The organism is Nonomuraea sp. NPDC051298, from assembly GCF_055586305.1.
On sequence record NZ_JBVJIM010000004.1, the window covers coordinates 238,432 to 256,357 of the forward strand.

The 17,926-nt window shown below is 71.3% G+C and carries 18 protein-coding genes; 11 read left to right on the forward strand and 7 right to left on the reverse strand.

The window, feature by feature from the left end; genetic code table 11:
• Positions 1-96: 96 nt before the first annotated feature.
• Positions 97-618, forward strand: coding sequence for a hypothetical protein (locus ACZ6S0_RS14755; protein WP_465916752.1), 522 nt, complete (start codon positions 97-99; stop codon positions 616-618).
• Here the strand turns inward: ACZ6S0_RS14755 and ACZ6S0_RS14760 are convergent.
• Positions 607-1,233, reverse strand: a complete 627-nt coding sequence (locus tag ACZ6S0_RS14760; RefSeq protein WP_465916756.1) for a TetR/AcrR family transcriptional regulator — start codon at positions 1,231-1,233, stop codon at positions 607-609. The genes ACZ6S0_RS14755 and ACZ6S0_RS14760 overlap by 12 nt on opposite strands.
• A gap of 103 nt (positions 1,234-1,336) precedes the next feature.
• Between ACZ6S0_RS14760 and ACZ6S0_RS14765 the strand changes: the two genes are divergently transcribed.
• From ACZ6S0_RS14765 to ACZ6S0_RS14780, 4 genes are all read left to right on the forward strand, one after another.
• Positions 1,337-2,086 (forward strand): IclR family transcriptional regulator, encoded by a 750-nt coding sequence (locus tag ACZ6S0_RS14765; protein WP_344885573.1) that lies wholly within the window; start codon positions 1,337-1,339, stop codon positions 2,084-2,086.
• A gap of 74 nt (positions 2,087-2,160) precedes the next feature.
• A complete protein-coding gene (gene glpK / locus ACZ6S0_RS14770) occupies positions 2,161-3,636 on the forward strand; it encodes a glycerol kinase GlpK (RefSeq protein ID WP_465916762.1) in 1,476 nt (491 codons plus the stop codon).
• A gap of 10 nt (positions 3,637-3,646) precedes the next feature.
• Positions 3,647-5,197, forward strand: coding sequence for a glycerol-3-phosphate dehydrogenase/oxidase (locus ACZ6S0_RS14775; RefSeq protein WP_465916766.1), 1,551 nt, complete (start codon positions 3,647-3,649; stop codon positions 5,195-5,197).
• A gap of 72 nt (positions 5,198-5,269) precedes the next feature.
• Positions 5,270-5,779 carry a hypothetical protein gene (locus ACZ6S0_RS14780; RefSeq protein WP_465916770.1) on the forward strand — a complete coding sequence of 170 codons (510 nt, stop codon included), beginning with the start codon at positions 5,270-5,272 and terminating at the stop codon, positions 5,777-5,779.
• Here the strand turns inward: ACZ6S0_RS14780 and ACZ6S0_RS14785 are convergent.
• The 4 genes from ACZ6S0_RS14785 to ACZ6S0_RS14800 are packed head-to-tail and all read right to left on the reverse strand — an operon-like array spanning position 5,766 to position 9,372.
• Positions 5,766-7,175, reverse strand: coding sequence for an NAD-dependent malic enzyme (locus ACZ6S0_RS14785; RefSeq protein ID WP_465916773.1), 1,410 nt, complete (start codon positions 7,173-7,175; stop codon positions 5,766-5,768). The two genes, ACZ6S0_RS14780 and ACZ6S0_RS14785, sit on opposite strands and share 14 nt — an antisense overlap.
• A 56-nt stretch (positions 7,176-7,231) precedes the next feature.
• Positions 7,232-7,861, reverse strand: a complete 630-nt coding sequence (locus ACZ6S0_RS14790; protein WP_465916776.1) for a cytidylate kinase-like family protein — start codon at positions 7,859-7,861, stop codon at positions 7,232-7,234.
• Between the two features lie 28 nt (positions 7,862-7,889).
• The gene (locus tag ACZ6S0_RS14795) at positions 7,890-8,837 is read right to left on the reverse strand and encodes a tetratricopeptide repeat protein (RefSeq protein WP_465916780.1); all 948 of its coding nucleotides are present in this window, start codon (positions 8,835-8,837) and stop codon (positions 7,890-7,892) included.
• On the reverse strand, positions 8,821-9,372 hold the full coding sequence (locus ACZ6S0_RS14800; RefSeq protein WP_465916784.1) for a MarR family winged helix-turn-helix transcriptional regulator: 552 nt from the start codon (positions 9,370-9,372) through the stop codon (positions 8,821-8,823). Before ACZ6S0_RS14800 ends, ACZ6S0_RS14795 begins: the two co-directional genes overlap by 17 nt.
• A 229-nt stretch (positions 9,373-9,601) precedes the next feature.
• Here ACZ6S0_RS14800 and ACZ6S0_RS14805 point away from each other — a divergent pair, with 229 nt between their 5' ends.
• The 3 genes from ACZ6S0_RS14805 to ACZ6S0_RS14815 all read left to right on the forward strand — a co-directional run bounded on the left by ACZ6S0_RS14805 (position 9,602) and on the right by ACZ6S0_RS14815 (position 12,267).
• Complete coding sequence (locus tag ACZ6S0_RS14805; RefSeq protein WP_465916788.1) at positions 9,602-11,233, forward strand: hypothetical protein; 1,632 nt, start codon at positions 9,602-9,604, stop codon at positions 11,231-11,233.
• A gap of 61 nt (positions 11,234-11,294) precedes the next feature.
• The gene (locus ACZ6S0_RS14810; protein WP_465916792.1) at positions 11,295-11,966 is read left to right on the forward strand and encodes a DUF4230 domain-containing protein; all 672 of its coding nucleotides are present in this window, start codon (positions 11,295-11,297) and stop codon (positions 11,964-11,966) included.
• Positions 11,967-12,117: 151 nt separating this feature from the next.
• On the forward strand, positions 12,118-12,267 hold the full coding sequence (locus tag ACZ6S0_RS14815; protein ID WP_465916795.1) for a hypothetical protein: 150 nt from the start codon (positions 12,118-12,120) through the stop codon (positions 12,265-12,267).
• Between the two features lie 248 nt (positions 12,268-12,515).
• Here the strand turns inward: ACZ6S0_RS14815 and ACZ6S0_RS14820 are convergent, their stop codons facing one another.
• Complete coding sequence (locus ACZ6S0_RS14820) at positions 12,516-13,703, reverse strand: acetyl-CoA C-acetyltransferase (protein ID WP_465916798.1); 1,188 nt, start codon at positions 13,701-13,703, stop codon at positions 12,516-12,518.
• 85 nt (positions 13,704-13,788) lie between these two features.
• Here ACZ6S0_RS14820 and mce point away from each other — a divergent pair, with 85 nt between their 5' ends.
• The 3 genes from mce to ACZ6S0_RS14835 all read left to right on the forward strand — a co-directional run bounded on the left by mce (position 13,789) and on the right by ACZ6S0_RS14835 (position 17,019).
• Positions 13,789-14,211, forward strand: coding sequence for a methylmalonyl-CoA epimerase (gene mce / locus ACZ6S0_RS14825; RefSeq protein WP_465916802.1), 423 nt, complete (start codon positions 13,789-13,791; stop codon positions 14,209-14,211).
• A gap of 204 nt (positions 14,212-14,415) precedes the next feature.
• The gene (locus tag ACZ6S0_RS14830; RefSeq protein WP_465916806.1) at positions 14,416-15,702 is read left to right on the forward strand and encodes a DivIVA domain-containing protein; all 1,287 of its coding nucleotides are present in this window, start codon (positions 14,416-14,418) and stop codon (positions 15,700-15,702) included.
• A 138-nt stretch (positions 15,703-15,840) separates the two neighbouring features.
• Positions 15,841-17,019, forward strand: a complete 1,179-nt coding sequence (locus ACZ6S0_RS14835) for an AI-2E family transporter (protein ID WP_465916810.1) — start codon at positions 15,841-15,843, stop codon at positions 17,017-17,019.
• A 67-nt stretch (positions 17,020-17,086) separates the two neighbouring features.
• On the opposite strand, the gene ACZ6S0_RS14840 is transcribed toward ACZ6S0_RS14835, so the two are convergent.
• Positions 17,087-17,872, reverse strand: coding sequence for an alpha/beta fold hydrolase (locus ACZ6S0_RS14840; RefSeq protein WP_465916814.1), 786 nt, complete (start codon positions 17,870-17,872; stop codon positions 17,087-17,089).
• Between the last annotated feature and the right edge of the window lie 54 nt (positions 17,873-17,926).

Genomic DNA, 17,926 nt, shown 5'->3' on the forward strand with positions numbered 1-17,926 from the left:
GCTAACCAGGGGTGCGCGCTCCCCCGGTGAGTCGATGTTACTTTTCGTGACCACTTGGGAACTTTATGTAGCTGAGATCATGTTCTGGAGGAGCACATGCGCATCGGAGTCCGCCTCTCCTTGGCCTTCCTGCCATTGGGGGCCGCCCTGCTCCTCCCTGCCCTGCTCTTCCCCGGCGAGGCCCACGCCTGGCCGCGGCCCGACCCCGGGGAGCCGTTCACGATGACCGTGGACGACGTGGGCTGCCGTTCTGGCCGGGCGCGGGTCACCCTGCACAACCGGACCAGTCAGCTCGCGCGCTTCGACCTGAAGGCCGACGGCGCCAGCCTGGCCAACGGCTCGATCCCGGCCCACAAGACGATCGTCAGGCAGGTCCCCGTACAGAAGGGCAGCGCGTCCGAGATCGAGGCGTTCTCACTCGGCGATCGCGTCCCGGAGACGCTGATCGAATCCTCCCGTGTCGAGAACGACTGCCCCTGGGGTCACCATCACGGCCGGCTCCCCTTCACGGGCCCGCCCACCGACCTCATGGGCAAGCTCGCCACGGCCGCCGGGCTGGTGGTGATGGGCGGGATCCTGTGGTGGTACGGCTCGATCTGGCCGCGCTCATCCCCGTGAGGCCGCCGTCACGAACGCGCCCGCCCTGGCGGCGGCCAGCGTACGCGCCACCGACCACTCGGCGACCTCCCGCGTCACCGGCTCCCGCGTGACGACCAGGCGGTAGTAGAGCGGGGCGGAGATCGCCCTGATCACCTCGGCGCCGTCGGTGCCCGCGGGCAGCTCGCCGCGGGCGACGGCCAGGTCCACCACGTTGGCCCACTCCTGGATGCGGCGCAGGTAGAAGGCGTTCAACGCGCGGGCGGCCGGCTCGTCGCCGGTGCCGGCGGCGATCACCGCCTGGAACGTGACGCCCAGGCGCTCGTCGTTGAGCGCATTGAGCACCGACAGCGCGTTGGCGCGCAGGTCGCCCTCGATGCCGCCGGTGTCGGCATGCGGCGACGACTGGTCGGCCAGCTCGTTCATCAGGTCGGTGACCAGGCCGGAGGGGCTCCCCCAGCGCCGGTAGACGGTGGTCTTGCCGACGCCCGCCCTGGCCGCGACCTGGTCCATGGTCAGCTCGTGGAAGCCGCGCTCGACCAGCTCGTCCTGGGTCGCCTCCAGGACGGCCGCGCGCACTCTGGCGGTACGGCCCCCGGGCCGCACGGTTCCCGCCGAACGGGAAGGTTGGTCCATCAAGTCTCCTCATCGTCGGAGCAACCGGATCCATCTTATCGAAACAGGTGTTTCATTAACTGCTGTTCGACATTACCGAACAGAACTGCGCTAGGGTGCCCTCGTGGGAGAGACGATTCAGTCGGTCGAGCGGGCCGCCGCGATTCTGCGGCTGCTCGCCTCCGGTCCCCGCCAGCTCGGGGTGGCCGAGCTGGCCAGAGCGCTCGGCCTGCCGAAGGGGACGCTACACGGCATCCTGCGCACTCTGGTCCACGTCGGGTTCGTCGAGCAGGACGACGCCACCGGCAAGTACCGCCTCGGCGCCACCCTGCTCCATCTGGGCAGCAGCTACCTCGACGTCAACGAGCTGCGCACCCGCTCCATCAACTGGGCCGACGCGCTGGCCGGGCGCAGCCGGGAGAGCGCCTGGATCGGCACCCTGCACGAGGGCCACGTGCTGGTGATCCACCACGTGTTCCGGCCCGACGACAGCCTGCAGACGCTGCAGGTGGGCACGTACCTGCCGACCCACGCGAGCGCGCTGGGCAAGGTGCTGCTCGCCTTCGACCCCTACGGCGAGCCGCCCCCGCCGCCCCTGCGCCCGCACACCAAGCACACGATCACCGACCCGGCCGGGCTGGAGGCCGAGCTCGACCGGGTCAGGGCGCGCGGGTGGGCGGCCGAGATGGAGGAGCTGACCGAGGGCGAGGTGGCCATCGCCGCCCCGATCAGAGACCCGCGCGGCGTCGCGGTGGGCGCCATCGGCATCCGGGGCGCCGTCGAGCGGCTGGCGCCGGGCGGCGACCTGCCGATGGAGTTCGTCTCCTACGTACGCGACGCGGCCCGCGCCATCACCCGCGACCTCGCCAGATGACACTTGAACAGCTCCCGGCGACCACATAGCATTCGTTCGGCATTGTCGAACCCTGAGCCCATGCGAGGAACCCAGTGCCCCGACCGCACTACGTCGCAGCCATCGACCAGGGCACCACGTCCAGCCGGTGCATCGTCTTCGACCAGGCCGGCCATCTCATCTCCGTCGCACAGCGCGAGCACCGTCAGATCTTCCCCAGGCCGGGCTGGGTCGAGCACGACGCGGACGAGATCTGGCAGGCCGTCCAGGGCGTGCTGGCCGAGGCGGTGAGCGGCGGCGGCCTGGAGGACGGCCAGATCGCCGCGCTGGGCATCACCAACCAGCGCGAGACCACCGTGCTCTGGGACCGCGACACCGGCCGCCCGGTCTGCCCGGCCATCGTCTGGCAGGACACCCGCACCGACGCGCTCACCCGCGCGCTGGCCGAGCACGAGCCGCTGTTCAAGGAGCGGGCGGGGCTGCCGCTGGCGACGTACTTCTCGGGGCCCAAGATCCGCTGGCTGCTGGACGAGCACCCTGGGCTGCGCGAGCGGGCCGAACGCGGCGAGGTCCTGTTCGGCACGATGGACAGTTGGCTGCTGTGGAACCTCACCGGGCGGCACATCACCGACGTGACCAACGCCAGCCGCACGATGCTGATGAACATCCACACCCTGGCCTGGGACGACGACCTGCTCGCGATCCTGGGCGTGCCACGGGCCATGCTGCCCGAGATCCGCTCCTCCGCCGAGGTCTACGGGCACACCCCGGCGGGCGTGCCGGTGGCCTCGGCGCTCGGCGACCAGCAGGCGGCGCTGTTCGGCCAGACCTGCTTCGACCCCGGCGAGACCAAGAGCACCTACGGCTCGGGCAGCTTCCTGCTGATGAACACCGGGTCCGCGCCCGTCGCCTCCAAGCACGGCCTGCTCACCACCGTCGGCTACCGGATCGGCGACGGCCCGGCCACGTACGCGCTGGAGGGCGCCATCGCGGTCACCGGCTCGCTCGTCCAGTGGCTGCGCGACAACCTGGGCCTGATCTCCAGCGCGGCCGAGATCGAGACGCTGGCCAAGACCGTCGACGACAACGGCGGCTGCTACTTCGTCCCGGCCTTCTCGGGGTTGTTCGCGCCGCACTGGCGCTCGGACGCGCGCGGGGTGATCGCGGGGCTGACCGGGTTCGTGAACAAGGGGCACATCGCGCGGGCCGTCCTGGAGGCCACGGCGTGGCAGACCCGCGAGGTCGTCGACGCCATGAACGCCGACTCCGGGCTCGACCTGACCACGCTGCGCGCCGACGGCGGCATGACCGCCGACAACCTGCTCATGCAGACGCTCGCCGACGTGCTGGCCGTGCCGGTGATCCGGCCGATGGTGTCCGAGACCACCGCGCTGGGCGCCGCCTACGCCGCCGGGCTGGCCACCGGTTACTGGCCCGACCTCGACAGCCTGCGCGTCAACTGGCACAAGGCCGCCGAGTGGCGTCCGGCGATCGACGAGTCCGTACGCGAGCGCGAATACCGCAACTGGAAGAAGGCCGTGGCCCGGACCCTGGACTGGGTCGAGCAATAGGGGGTTGTGCATGACGACCACGATCGGCACCGACCGGGCGCAGGCCCGCGAAGAGCTGTCCACCTCCACCCACGACCTGCTGGTCATCGGTGGCGGGATCCTCGGCACGTCGGTGACCTGGATGGCCGCCCAGGCGGGGCTGCGGGTGGCGATGGTCGACGCGGGCGACTTCGCCGGCGCCACCTCCAGCGCCTCCTCCAAGCTCGTCCACGGCGGCCTGCGCTACCTGCAGACCGGCAACGTCAGGCTGGTGGCCGAGAACCACCGCGAGCGGCGCGCCCTGGCCGCCGACATCGCGCCCCACCTGGTCAAGCCACTGACGTTCGTGGTGCCGATCTACAAGGGCGGCCCGCACGGGCCGGCCAAGCTGGGCGCCGGGGTGTTCCTGTACTCGGCGCTGTCGGTGTTCGGCGACGGCATGGGCCGGGTCATCACGCCCCAGCAGGCGCTGGCCAAGGTGCCCGCGCTGCGTACCGAGGGGCTGCGGGCCGCCGCCGTCTACGGCGACCACCAGATGAACGACAGCCGCGTCGCGGTCATGACCGTCCGGGCCGCCGTGGACGCGGGCGCGACCGTGCTCAACCACGCCGAGGTGGTCGGGCTGCGCATGACCTCCGGCAGCGTCACGGGCGCCGAGCTGCGCGACCGGCTCGACGGCACGGAGTTCGGCGTGTCGGCCCGCCTCGTGCTGAACGCCACCGGGCCGTGGGTCGACCACCTGCGCCGCATGGAGGACCCCGAGGCCGCGCCCAGCATCCGCCTGTCCAAGGGCGCCCACCTGGTGCTGCGCCGGCACGAGCCGTGGAAGGCGGCGCTGACCACGCCGATCGACAAGTACCGCGTGTCGTTCGCGATCCCGTGGGAGGACCACCTGCTGCTGGGCACCACGGACGAGGCGTACGAGGGCGACCCGGCGGCGGTGAGCGCCACCGAGGCCGACATCGCGCAGATCCTCGACGAGGCGGGGCACGCCGTACGCGACTCCCAGCTCAGGCGCGACGACATCACCTACGCCTTCGCCGGGCTGCGGGTGCTGCCCGGCGGTCCTGGGCAGGTGACGGCCGCCAAGCGGGAGACCGTGCTGACCCGGGGCTCGGGCGGCATGCTGTCCGTGGCCGGCGGGAAGTGGACGACCTACCGGCACATCGGCAGGTACGTGCTCGACATCCTGGCCCACCTGCCGGGGCAGCCCCTGGGCGACGACCTGGCCGACATCCTGCCGGCTGTGCCGCTGCCCGGCCTGGCCAGCCCCGACGCGGTGGCCATGCGGCTGTGGTCCGAGCGCGAGCCGGGCACGCGCATGGACCCGCTGGTCGCCAGGCACCTGGCCACGCACTACGGCTCGATCGCGTTCGATCTGGCCCGGCTCATCCGCGACGATCCCGCGCTCGGGGAGCGCATCCACCCCGGCGGCCCCGACATCTGGGCCCAGGCGGTCTACGCCCGCGACCACGAGTGGGCGGCCACGGTGGACGACGTCGTACGCCGCCGGACCACCCTCACCGTGCGCGGTCTCGACACCGAGGAGGTCCGCGCCCGCATCGCGGCGCTGCTCGGCTGAGCCGCGAGCCCGTCGGCGCCCTCGTTTCAGGCGTCGAGGTGGCCCGGCCCGCCCTCGGGGAAGGGGATGGGCATGTGTACTCCCATCAACGAAGCCCTGCTCAGGCACTTCACGGACCTGCGCGACGGCACGCACGGCCGGGCCGTCACGCGGGAGGACAAGGAACGCCTGTTCGTCAGGGCCGTCGAACTCCTCGACCCCATGGCGCGCCGGGCCCTCGACGAGGCCAACGCCGACCTGCTGCTCGGCACCGGCGAGGTGGTGGCCAGCGGGGTCACCCGGTCACGGGAGGGCGGGCTCAACGCGATGTGGTCGCTGACCTGGCCCGAGCAGCGCGAGAGCGGCGAGCAGCCGATCGCGGTGGTCGCCCACTACGGGCGCGACTTCCACCACCCGCACCTGCGCGGGAACACGGTCGGCGACTGGCCGCTGAACGTCTTCGACGAGGCGGACGCGGCGGGCCAGCTCGACACGCTGCGGGTGATCGCCGCCGGTGACGCCCACAACCTGGTCTTCCAGGAGAGCTACCGCCTGATGCCCGCCGCCACCGCCCCGGCCCGGCGCGGGCCTACGCCTCGGTGAAGCCGCGGGCGCGCCCACCGGCGGACTCGCGCACGGCCGCCGCGACCGCCGTCGCCACGTCGGGGTGGAACACGCTCGGGATGATGTAGTTGGGCCCCAGCTCCTCCGGAGTGACGACGGCGGCCAGCGCCCCTGCGGCGGCCAGCAGCATCTCCTGCGTCACCCCACCGGCCTGGGCGTCGAGCAGCCCGCGGAAGACCCCGGGGAAGGCCAGCACGTTGTTGATCTGGTTGGGGTAGTCGGAGCGGCCCGTGGCCACCACGGCCGCGTGCTCGCGGGCGTCGTCGGGCGACACCTCGGGCTCGGGGTTGGCCAGCGCGAAGACGACCGCGTCTGTGGCCATCGTGGCGATGTCGTCACCGGTCAGGATGCCCGGCGCGGACACCCCCACGAAGACGTCGGCGTCCTTGATCGCCCCGCGCAGGTCGCCGGAGTAGCCCTCGGCGTTGGTGTGCTCGGCGATCCAGCGCAGCGACTCGTCGAGGTCGTCGCGCCCCTTGTGCACGGCCCCCAGGTAGTCGCAGACGATCACGTTGCGCGCCCCGGCCTCCAGCAGCAGCCGCAGCACCGCGTTGCCGGCCGCGCCCGCGCCCGCCATGGTGATCTTGACGTTCTCGATGCTCTTGTTCACCACGCGCAGCGCGTTGGTCAGCGCCGCCAGCACGCAGATCGCGGTGCCGTGCTGGTCGTCGTGGAAGACCGGGATGTCGAGCAGCTCGCGCAGCCGCCGCTCCACCTCGAAGCAGCGCGGCGCGCCGATGTCCTCGAGGTTGATGCCGCCGAACCCGGGCGCGATCACCTGCACGGTGCGGACGATCTCGTCGACGTCCTGCGTGTCGAGGCAGATCGGCCAGGCGTCGATGCCCGCGAACCGTTTGAACAGCGCCGCCTTGCCCTCCATGACCGGCAGCGCGGCCTCGGGCCCGATGTTGCCCAGCCCCAGCACGGCCGAGCCGTCGGTGACGACGGCCACGGTGTTGCGCTTGATGGTCAGCCGCCGCGCGTCTTCCTTGTTGCGCGCGATCGCCATGGACACGCGGGCCACGCCCGGCGTGTAGGCCATGGACAGCTCGTCGCGGTTGCGCAGCGGCACCTTGGACTTCATCTCGATCTTGCCGCCGAGATGCATGAGGAACGTGCGGTCGGACACCTTGTGGATGACCACGCCCTCGACCGCCTCGAGCTGGTCGACGATGGCCTGGGCGTGGTCGGTGTCCCTGGCCGCGCACGTGACGTCGATGCGGAGCTTCTCGTGCCCCGCATTCGTGACGTCGAGGGCGGTCACGACGCCCCCGGCCGACTCTACGGCGTGGGTGAGCTGGCTGACGGCCTTGCCGCCTGCGGGCACCTCGAGCCGCACGGTGATGGAGTACGACACACTCGGGACGGTCGCCACGTCAATCGCTCCTTCGGGACTGACCAAGAATGCCTCCCATGTTAGGGGGCGTTTGGTCAATCCAGTGCCTCGGCGGCCAGGACGATCAGGTCGACGCAGGCGGGCACCGGAATCGTGGTGCTGTCGAGAACCAGGTGATAGAGGCACGGATCGGACGGATCGGTGCGGTAGAAGTGGCGTACGTAGGCCGCGCGCGCCCGGTCGTTGTCGGCGATGATCCGCCGGGCCTCGCGCTCACCGATCTCCCCCAGCGTGGCGGTCTGCCGGATGCGGCGCCCGACCGGGGCGTCGAGCCGCACGTGCAGCGCCCCCGGATGGTCGGCCAGGACCACCGCGCCGGCCCGGCCCAGGAACACGCCGCCCTGGTCGCGGGCCATCTCTGTCAGCGTGCGCTCGGTACGGCGGACGAACTCCTCCGGCGCGAGCGGCATCGCGCCCGGAACGTACATGTCCACGCCGCCGAACGTCACGGTCGGCAGCCGCATCGCCCCGGAGAACAGCCGCCCAAGGCCGTGCTCGGCGCGGTCGTCGTGGGCCAGCGCCTCCTCCAGGGTGCAGCCCAGCTCCTGGGCCACCGCGCTGGGGATGGCCCGGTCGACGAAGGGCACGCCGAGCCGCCCGGCCACGGCGGGACCGATCTGGCTGCCGGCCGTGCCGTATGTCGCCGATATCGTGACGACCCGCATACGCCCAGGTTAGAACAGAACGCGCAGGTTAGAACAGGGCGCTGGCCAGCGCCCGCCGCGCTTTCGCCAAGGAGGGGTCGTCGGCGGGCAACGCGTCGAAAAGGCCGAGCAGGTGCTTCCTGGCCCGGTCGCGGTCGTCGCCGGAGGTGCGCTTGACCACGGCGATGACCCGGGCGAACGCCTCGTCGACCGACCCGGACATCATCTCGAGGTCGGCGGCCAGGAGGTGGGCGTCGAGGTCGGCCGGATCCTGCAGGCGCCGCTGCACGTCGGCCGGGTCGGCCTCGGACGTGCGCTTGATCAGGTTGACCCCCGCGAGCCCCATCTTGGCGTCCTCGTCGCCCGGGGCGCGGGCCAGCAGCCGCTGGTAGGCCGCGATCGCCGCGTCGAGGTCGCCGTCGTCGATGGCCTGCTCGGCCGCCACCAGGTCGGGGTCGGCGGGCGGCCCCAAAGGCTCCTCCGCACCACCCGGCTCGCCCGGCTCACCCGGCGGCCGGGCCCCGGGGTTGGCCTGGTAGAACTGCTCGACCGCGCCCATCAGCTCGTCGAGCCAGCGCCGCACCTCCTGCTCGGGCAGCACCTGCTGGAAGCCGGTGACGGCCTGGCCCTGGAAGATCGCCAGCACGGTCGGCACGGCCTGCACGCGCAGCGCCTGGGCGATCTGCGGGCTGGCGTCGACGTTGACCTTGGCCAGCACGGCCCTGCCGGCCAGGTCGCCGACGACCTTCTCCAGCACCGGGCTGAGCTGGGAGCTGCCCGGCGCCCTGGGCGACCAGAGGTCGAGCACGACCGGCACGCTCATGGAGCGCTCGATGACGTCGGCCGTGAACGTCTCCTCGGTCACGTCGACGACCGAGGCCGACGAGGCCGCCTGGGGACCTGCCGCCTCCCGCTTGGCCTGCGCATCCAGAGCCTGCTTACGCGCGCCCAGGTCGACAGCTCCGTAGAGTGACCCGGGCCTAGAGAAGTCCGCCATGCCCTTCATCTTGCCGCATGGACGAGGCGGGGAAGTCACCCGCCGCCACCCGTAGCGTGCGCAACTGGTCGAACATCCCCTGGAGTTCGTCCTCGGCGTACATCGTGAGCCCGAACTCGGCGGCCATCAGGTCGGCCGTGGCCCGCCCCACGACGTCCCTGCCCGCCTCGGTGATCTCGGCGAGCACGCCGCGGCCGTCGCGGGGATTCGGCAGCCTGCGTACGAACCCGGACTTCTCCAGCCTGTCCACCGTGTTCGTGACGCTGGTGGGGTGAACCATGAGCCGCTCGCCGATCCTGGACAGCGGCAGCGCCCCGGTCTTGCTGAAGGTCAACAACACCAGCGCCTCGTACCTGGCGAAGGTCAAGTCGTATGGCTTCAGGAGCGAGTCAAGTTGCGACAGCAGGATCTGATGCGCTCTCATGATCGAGGTAACGGCCGCCATGGCGGCCGACGGTCCGAAGTGGGCGCGCCAGCTCTCCGCGGCGCGGTCGATCGGGTCGAACGGCAGGTTGAGCGGCTTGGGCTGCGACACAGCGCTACGGTAGCGCGCTGGTCGTCCCGGTTCGTCTGATTACTCTGTGCGACAGGATTCTCCGCTTGACCAAGAATCCGGACGTCAATCATCACGCTCAGTTATTGTTCTCGTACGCATGGTGACGCGGATGCCAAGTCCATGGCCCTGGGGACCGGCCTGGACCGTTCGTTTTCCGCCTCGCCTAGGGGCACGGGGGGTTGTTTGATGAGCTTCAACGAGGACAAGGGTGCGTGAGCACGCGGGCGTTTCACGAGAGGAGCTGAAGCACAGCGCGGCCGTCACGGTTGCCGTACTGCTGGCTGTCGGCCTGATCGCGGCGTGGAACGTCCTGATACCTGGCGTTGACGCGTGGGAGAACATCGTGGCCGCCGTCATCGGCTCGCTCCGGCTGACCGGGCCGGTGGCGGCGGCGTTCGCCGCGTGGGTGGCGCTGCGCAAACGCCGGGCGCTGCGCGGGCGCTCGCTCACGACGTGGCGGGCGCTAAAGGCGCCGCTGGCGATCGTGATGGTGGTGCTGGGGTCGTTCGGGGCCACGGTGCTGGTGCTGGCGGTCAAGACGGTGCTCACCGAGCAGGCGGGCCGGCTGAGCCTGCCGGGGCTGGGGATGGGCATGGCGGGGCTGGCGCTCTACTCGGTGATCGGGTGGGTCGCCGGGTGGGTGCTGCCGCGGCCGTACACGCCGCCGCTGGCGGGTCTGGCCTGCTACGGGCTGTTCTCGTGGCTGGCCGACGACCGTGGGTGGGCCGACAAGCTGGCGCCGGGGACCGGGGAGCCGTACGACCTGTTCCAGGGGCTGAACGGGGCGCCGTTCTTCGACCAGACGATCTGGCTGCTCGGCATCACGGCGGCGCTGCTGCTCGGCTGGGCGGCGCTGGTGACCAGGCAGGCGCTGGTGCTGGCGTGCGCGCTGCTGGCCGTGCTGGCCGCCGGCATGGGCGTGTCGCGGGTGCTCACCCAGGCCAAGCCGGCCGCGGCGGTGGACATCGCCTACAGTTGCCAGGAGTGGCCGATCACGGTGTGCGTGCACCCGGGCATGCGGGCGGGGCTGACCGAGCTGGGCGCGGCGTTCACGCAGATCGCCTCGCGGCTGGCGGGCACGCCCGCCGCGTTCACGCGGGTGGAGCAGCGGCCGCTGGACGACTCGCTCAAGCCGTCGAACGGGCTGGCGCCGGTGCACGTTCCCGACCTGTCGGCCGGGTTCGCCGAGCAGGCCGCCCACGAGTACGTCGAGTCGCTCGCCCCCAACTGCCAGGGCACGGTCGCGGAGGGCTACCGGCAGATCGTGGTGGCCTGGCTGCGCGGCGAGCCGCTGCCGGGCACGCCGCTGCCCGAGCACCAGTACGCGACGTCGTGGTTCTCCTCGCTGAGCGAGCACCAGCGCAGGGAGTGGCTGCGCATGTTCTACAGCGACTTCCAGGGCTGCCGCCTGTCGAGCACGCACTTCGGCGGCGGGCCCGGACACACGCAGGTGGCGCCGTCGGCGCGGCCGATCCCCGAGTCGAGCCACGTCTACCCGGTCTACCCGGGGCCGGGCGAGACGGCCCCGTCGGGCTCCGCGACGCGGACGCCCGCCGGGCAGACCCCCTCCGGCACGCCCTCCGAGGGCTGGGGGCCCGCCACGCCCGCCGACCGCTGGGGGCCCGACACGTCGCAGGCGAGCTGGCCGGTGGTCGACCCCGGGGTGTCCGAGGTCTCCGGCTCGCGGGACCCGCAGGTCCTCGCGGCGGAGGAGGGCGGCGGACCTGAGGAGGAGCGTCGGTCACCCGCCGCCGGTTCCGGCCCGCGCCTCCCGTCGCGCGACGGCTCGGCACCGCACGAGAACGACGGCTCGGCGCCGCACGAGAACGACGGCGAATGAGGACCGAAGATGTCACCAAAGGGCTGGCACTGATGATCGGCGAACGGGTAGTCATGCTCGCATGACGACTTCCCGTACGACGCCGCCCGAGGTGACCCCCGGGCGGCGTCGCAGGTGGCGATATGCGGCGGGCCTGCTGGTGCTGGCCGTCCTGCTGGTGGTGGGCGGGCGCCTGGCCTGGTCGTGGCTCAACCCGCTCGGCGAGCGAACCATCGACCGCAGCCAGCCGGTGCTCCTGCAGTCGATCAGGGACCTGAGCAGGTTCGAGGCCGCGACGGGCAACTTCCAGGTGGTGGTGGACCTGGAGAAGGACGCCAACTTCCTGCCCGACGCGATCAAGGGCACGCGTACGCTGTTCGTCGGCGCGGGCGGGGTGGACGCCTACGTCGACTTCACGGCCCTCGCGACGAACGGCGTGACGGTGTCGGAAGACCGTACGGAGGCCGTCGTACGCCTGCCGCGGGCCCAGTTGGAGAAGCCGAACCTGGACAACAGCCGCTCGTACGTGTTCGCGCAGCAGCGCGGCATCTTCGACCGGGTCCAGGACTTCCTGTCGGGCTCCCCCGGCGACCAGCGGGAGCTCTACCTGCTGGCCGAGAAGAAGATCGCCGAGGCGGCCGTGGCGAGCGACCTGCGCAGCCGGGCCGACGCCAACACCAGGGCGATGCTGTCGGGGATGCTCAGGTCGCTCGGATTCGCCAAGGTCACGGTCAAGTTCACCGACGAGCCCTAAGTCTCTCCCCGCGCCTTAGACGCCGCGCCCGGCCCGCCTAAGGACCTTCCTAGCTGCGCTTATGCCCAGAGATAAGGCATACGCCCGATGTGTCGCAGGGGTCCTTAGGCGGAGTCTTGAGAGTGCAGGGAACGAGCACAAGGAGCATCCGGTGAACGCCGAACTCGAGTACACGATCATGCAGCACCGCGCCGCCGAGCTGCGCAGCGCCGCCGCCGAGCACCGGCGCGTACGGGAGGCCCGCCAGGGCCTGCCCACGGAGCGCCGCCGCTCCGTCTTCGCCCGCCTTCTCGCCTCATGACCGCCCACAAGCAGCCCGGCCGCAGCCTCCCTCGCGGCCGGGCTGAAACGCCCCCTTAGGGGGCGATGGCGTCCTGGCCCGAAATCCTGGTCAGGCCGCGGACGCCGCACCACCCGACCCCGGTCCTTCCTGGTGGACCGGGGTCTCGTGCTGTGCGGCACCTGAACGGGCCGTCGCGCGCGGGACGCCCACCACGGCCGGTCGGACGACGGGTGAGCGATGCGGACCGGCCGCGTCCGGCAGGCGGGTCAGGACTTGGGGACGGTGATGAGGAGGGCGTCGCCCTGGCCGCCGCCGCCGCACAGCCCCGCCGCGCCCAGCCCGCCGCCGCGCCGCCGCAGCTCGTACGCCAGGGTCAGCACGATGCGCGCCCCCGAGGCCCCGATCGGGTGGCCCAGGGCGATGCCCCCGCCGTTGACGTTGACCTTGTCGAGCGGGATCCCCAGCTCCTTGACCGACTGGAGCACCACGCTCGCGAACGCCTCGTTGATCTCCACCAGGTCGAGGTCGCCGGCCGTGACGCCCTGCCGGGTCAGCGCGTGCTTGATGGCGTTGGCGGGCTGGGACTGGAGCGAGGCGTCGGGGCCCGCCACGTTGCCGTGCCGGCCGATCTCGGCCAACCACGGCAGGCCCAGCTCCTCCGCCTTCGCCCTGGACATGACGACGACGGCGCACGCCCCGTCGGAGATCTGGGAGGCCGAGCCGGCCGTGATCGTGCCGTCGGCGGCGAAGGCCGGGCGGAGCTTGGCGAGCGTCTCGGCGGTGGTGTCGCCGCGTACGCCCTCGTCCTCCTTGACGATCATCGGCTCGCCGCGGCGCTGCGGGATCTCCACCGGGACGATCTCCTCCTCGAAGACGCCGTTCTTGGCGGCCGCGGCGGCGAGCTGGTGGGAGCGGGCCGACAGGGAGTCCTGCTCCTCGCGGCCGATGCCCAGCCGGGTGTTGTACCGCTCGGTGGACTCGCCCATCGCGCACTGGTCGAAGGCGCAGAACAGGCCGTCGTGGGCCATCGAGTCGACCACCTGCGAGCCGCCGTACTTGACGCCCTTGCGCAGGCCGGGCAGCAGGTGGGGGGCGTTGGTCATGGACTCCATGCCGCCCGCCACCACGATGTCGAACTCGCCCGCCCTGATGAGCTGGTCGGCCAGGGCGATGGCGTCGAGGCCCGACAGGCACACCTTGTTGATCGTGATCGAGGGGACGGTCATCGGGATGCCCGCCTTGACGGCGGCCTGGCGGGAGGGGATCTGGCCGGCGCCCGCCTGGAGGACCTGGCCCATGATGACGTACTCGACGGATTCGGGGGCGACCCCGGCCCGCCGCAGGGCGGCCTCGATGGCGATGCCGCCCAGGTCGACGGCCTGCAGGCCGGAGAGGGAGCCGAGCAGTCTCCCGATAGGGGTGCGAGCTCCGGCGACGATGACGGAACTGGACATGACAACGGCCTCCTGTGCTCGCGCGTCCGGTCTTTGACACGATACCCACGAGTACGATGCCGTTTGCCATGGAGGTGGCCCACACATGTTCATGCGGATCGATCACATAGGCATCGCCTGCCGTGACCTCGAGGAGAAGATCGAGCTGTTCTCCCGGACGTTCGAGCTGACGGTGGTGGCCAGGGAGGTGAACGAGGAGCAGGGAGTGAAGGAGGCCATGCTGCACATTGCCGACGGCGAAGGCGGGGGCTCCTACATTCAGCTCCTGGAACCGCTCTCCGACGACTCACCTGTGGGAAAATTCCTTGCCAGGCGGGGCGAAGGCGTCCATCACGTTGCATTCGGGGTGGCCGACGTCGCCGAGGCCATGTCCACCATCAGCGAGAAAGGCGTGAGGTTGCTGGACGAACGCCCCAGACACGGGTCTATGGGCTCCGAAATAGCGTTCCTGCACCCCAAGGACGTAGGAGGAATGTTGACGGAGCTAGTCCAAGCGCCCAAACGTTAGCTAACTATCACAAAACGCAAAAAACGTTCATATGTAACTAGTCACGCAGAAAGTTGGACGGGGCTTCGCAGGTGGCACCAGCGGAGTACGCTTGACCTTCCACCGGACATGGGGCCTGCCGCGAGGCACAGGCTCCTGGTACGGATGCCCCGAACCCCCCGTCCGGCCCGTGTAGCCGTCTCGACAACCCAGGATCGAGCCTCCATGCAGTCCGACATCGACGCCCAGCTCAACAACTTCTTCGAGGACGCCCCAGCACGCGAGTTCGACGTGGTGCTCCGTGGTTACGACCGGCACCAGGTCCACGACCATCTCAAGCAGCTCGACGGGGAGCTCCGCCAGGCCCGGGAGCAGGTCTCCGGCCTCCAGCGCGACCTGTCCGACTCCCAGCGCCAGCTACAGGAGCAGGAGCGCCCCACCTACTCCGGTCTAGGCGCCCGCATCGAGCAGCTCCTGCGCCTGGCCGAGGAGCAGGCGACCGAGCTGGTGCAGGCCGCCAGGTCGGAGGCCAACGAGATCAAGGCCGCCGCCAAGGTCGAGGCCGCCGACGTGCGCGCCGCCGCCGAGTCCGAGGCGGCCGACAAGCGGGCCCAGGCCGCGCGCGAGAGCGACGAGATGCGCACGACCGCCGAGCGCGAGGCCGACGACATCCGTTCGACCGCCCGCCGCGAGGCCGACGAGCTGACCAACACCACCGAGCGCGAGGCCGCCAAGCTGCGCGCCACCGCCGACCACGAGGTGGCGGAGAAGCGGGCCGACGCCGAGCGCGAGATCGCCAAGCTCCGCACCACCACCGAGCGCGAGGTGGCCCAGCTCCGCGCCTCGACCAAGCGCGAGCGCGACGAGGTGCTGACCACCGCCAAGCGGCAGGCCGACGAGATGCGCGCGCAGGCCCAGCGGGTGCTGGAGGAGTCGGAGGCCAAGCGGGCGCAGGACGAGGCCGAGTTCGAGATCCAGCTCGCCGCCCGCCGCGAGGAGGCCGAGCGGCAGGAGGCCGAGCGCCACGCCACCGCCCAGGCCGCCACGCAGAAGCTGGTGGCCGAGGCCGAGCAGCGCGCGGCCACGGCCGAGTCGCGGGCCACGAAGGCCACGCAGCAGGCCGACCAGACCCGCCGCGAGGCCGACCTGCACGCCAAGCAGCTCGTGGCGAACGCCCGCAAGAGCTCCGAGACCATCGTCTCCGACGCCAAGTCGAGCGCCGAGACGATCGTCACCGAGGCCAAGAACGAGGCCGAGCGCACCCGCACGGCGATGCAGCGCCAGGTCGACGAGCTGACCCGCCAGCGCGACAGCATCACCAGCCACCTCGCCCAGCTCCGCCAGCTCCTCGGCGGCGCTCCGCTGCCCGGCATGGACTCGGAGCCTGCGGTCACGGCCGCACCGGCGAAGCCCGCGCTGGCCGCATCCTCGTCCGACTCGGCTCCGGCCACGACGCCCGGCGCCAAGGTGCAGACCAAGTCCGAAGACGACGCCGAGTGGTGGCAGGAGTAACCCCGGCGAGCACACACGGGGGCTGAATGACGGCGGGAGAGGGCCTGGCGATCGAACGGTCGCTAGGCTCTCTCTTTGTTGTCGGGCCGATACGATCCGGTGCCGGTCCGTCATGGTGTGTCACCGATTCCCCCTGGAGTGTCCCCCTTGTCGGCAGACGTCGAGCCCGCGACCGAGCGGGAAGAAGGCGAAGCCCCGGAGCGGGCCGCGAAGCCGTCCCCACCGGCGGCCGAACAACCGAAGGCCCCGGCCGACGACGGTGAGGGCGGGCAGCCGTACGGGCTGCCCGGCAAGCCGCTCGCGCGCGGCCCCTTCCTGTTCGGCCTGGTCGGCGGGCTGGGGGTGCTGACGGCGATCGCGCTGGCCCAGATGATCGTGGCCTCACTGAGCACGATCATCCTGGTCGTCGTGGCGATGTTCCTGGCCGTCGGGCTCAACCCGGCCGTCGAGGCCCTGCAGCGCCGCGGCCTGGCCAGGCGGGGCGCGATCGCGATCGTGTTCGCCGGGGTGATCGTGGCGTTCACGCTGTTCGGGCTGGCCGTGGTGCCGCCGGTGAGCAAGCAGCTCACCGAGTTCGTCAACGCCGTGCCCGGCTACATCACCGAGCTGAGCAACCATCCGACCTTGCGCCAGCTCGACGCCGACTACCAGATCCTGCCGCAGCTCAGGACGTTCGTGACGGGCACGCTGGGGCCGTCGCTGGCGACCGGGATCATGGGCGCGGGGCTGGTGGTGCTGAACGGCGTGTTCACGACGGTGACGCTGCTCGTGCTCATGCTGTACTTCCTCGGGTCGCTGCCCACGATCAAGGACTACCTGCTCAAGCTCGTCCCGGCCTCGCGCCGGTCGCGTACGCGCGCGATCAGCGAGCAGATCCTCACCGGCATCGGCGGGTACGTGGCGGGCAACGTGCTGATCTCGGTCATCGCGGGCGTGCTGACCTGGATCTTCCTGTCGATCGCCGGCGTCCAGTACGCGCTCGCGCTCGCCCTGGTCGTGGCCTTGACCGACCTGATCCCGCTGATGGGCGCGACGATCGGCGCGGTGCTGGTGACCGGGGTGGCGCTGCTGGACTCGTTGCCCGCGGGGATCGCGTGCGCGATCTTCTTCGTGGTCTACCAGCAGGTCGAGAACTACTTCGTCTATCCCAGAGTGATGAAGCGCTCGGTCGACGTGACACCGGCGGTGACGGTGATCGCCGCGCTGTTCGGGGGCGCGCTGCTGGGCATCGTGGGCGCCCTGCTGGCCATCCCGGTGGCGGCGGCGATCGCGTTGATCGTCCGCGAGATCGTACTGCCGCGCCAGGACCGGACCTGACCCCGCGCGGCTCTCTGACCGGCCGTCGCGGGCGCGTGGCGGGGAGCCGCCTGACTCGCGGACGGCTTCAGGGACGCCGGACGCCCAGCTCCGACCTGAGGAACTCGGTGACGGCCGCGTTGAAAGCCTCCGGCTGTTCGACGGCGCTGAGGTGACCGGCCTTCGGGATGACCTCCAGCCTGCCCCCGGGGGCCGCGCGCGCCATGGCCTCGGCGTCGGCGGGCGGTGACAGCTCGTCCTCCTCCCCCACGACGATCAGCAGCGGCGCCTCGAGCGTCTCCAGCATCCCGAACGAGCCGGGCCGAGCGGCCATGGCCCGTTGCGCCCAGGCGACGGCGCCGGGCGGGGCCGACTGCACCAGCCCTTTGACCCGCCCGAACACCATGGCCCGCCGTTCCTTGGTCGTCGGCCCGATGAGCGCGGGAAGCACCTCGCTCACCAGCACCCCGCTGCCGTCGGACAGCACGGCCCGCGCGATGCGCTCCCTGTTCTCCCGCGCCGTGGGCGGGTCGGGGTCGGCCTTGGTGTCGGCCAGGATCACGCCGAGCACCCGGTCGGGGTGCCGGCGGCAGAAGGCCATGGTGACGTAGCCGCCCATCGAGAGCCCGCCGACCACCGCCTTGTCGATGCCCTCCCCGTCGAGCAGCCTGGCGACGTCGTCGGCCATCAGGTCGAGGGACGGTTCGTCCTCGCCCAGCCGCGAGCCGCCGAACCCGCGCAGGTCAGGAGTGATGACCCGGCAGACCTTGGCCAGCCCTTCCCGCTGCGCCAGCCACATGGCCGACGACAGCGGGAACGCGTGGAGGAGCACAACCGGGAGCCCGGTCCCGGCCGATCTCGTGTAGAGCTGCACGGACCACACGGTAACGCGGTTCACGGCAACTATCACTCAATAACGTATGCCGAT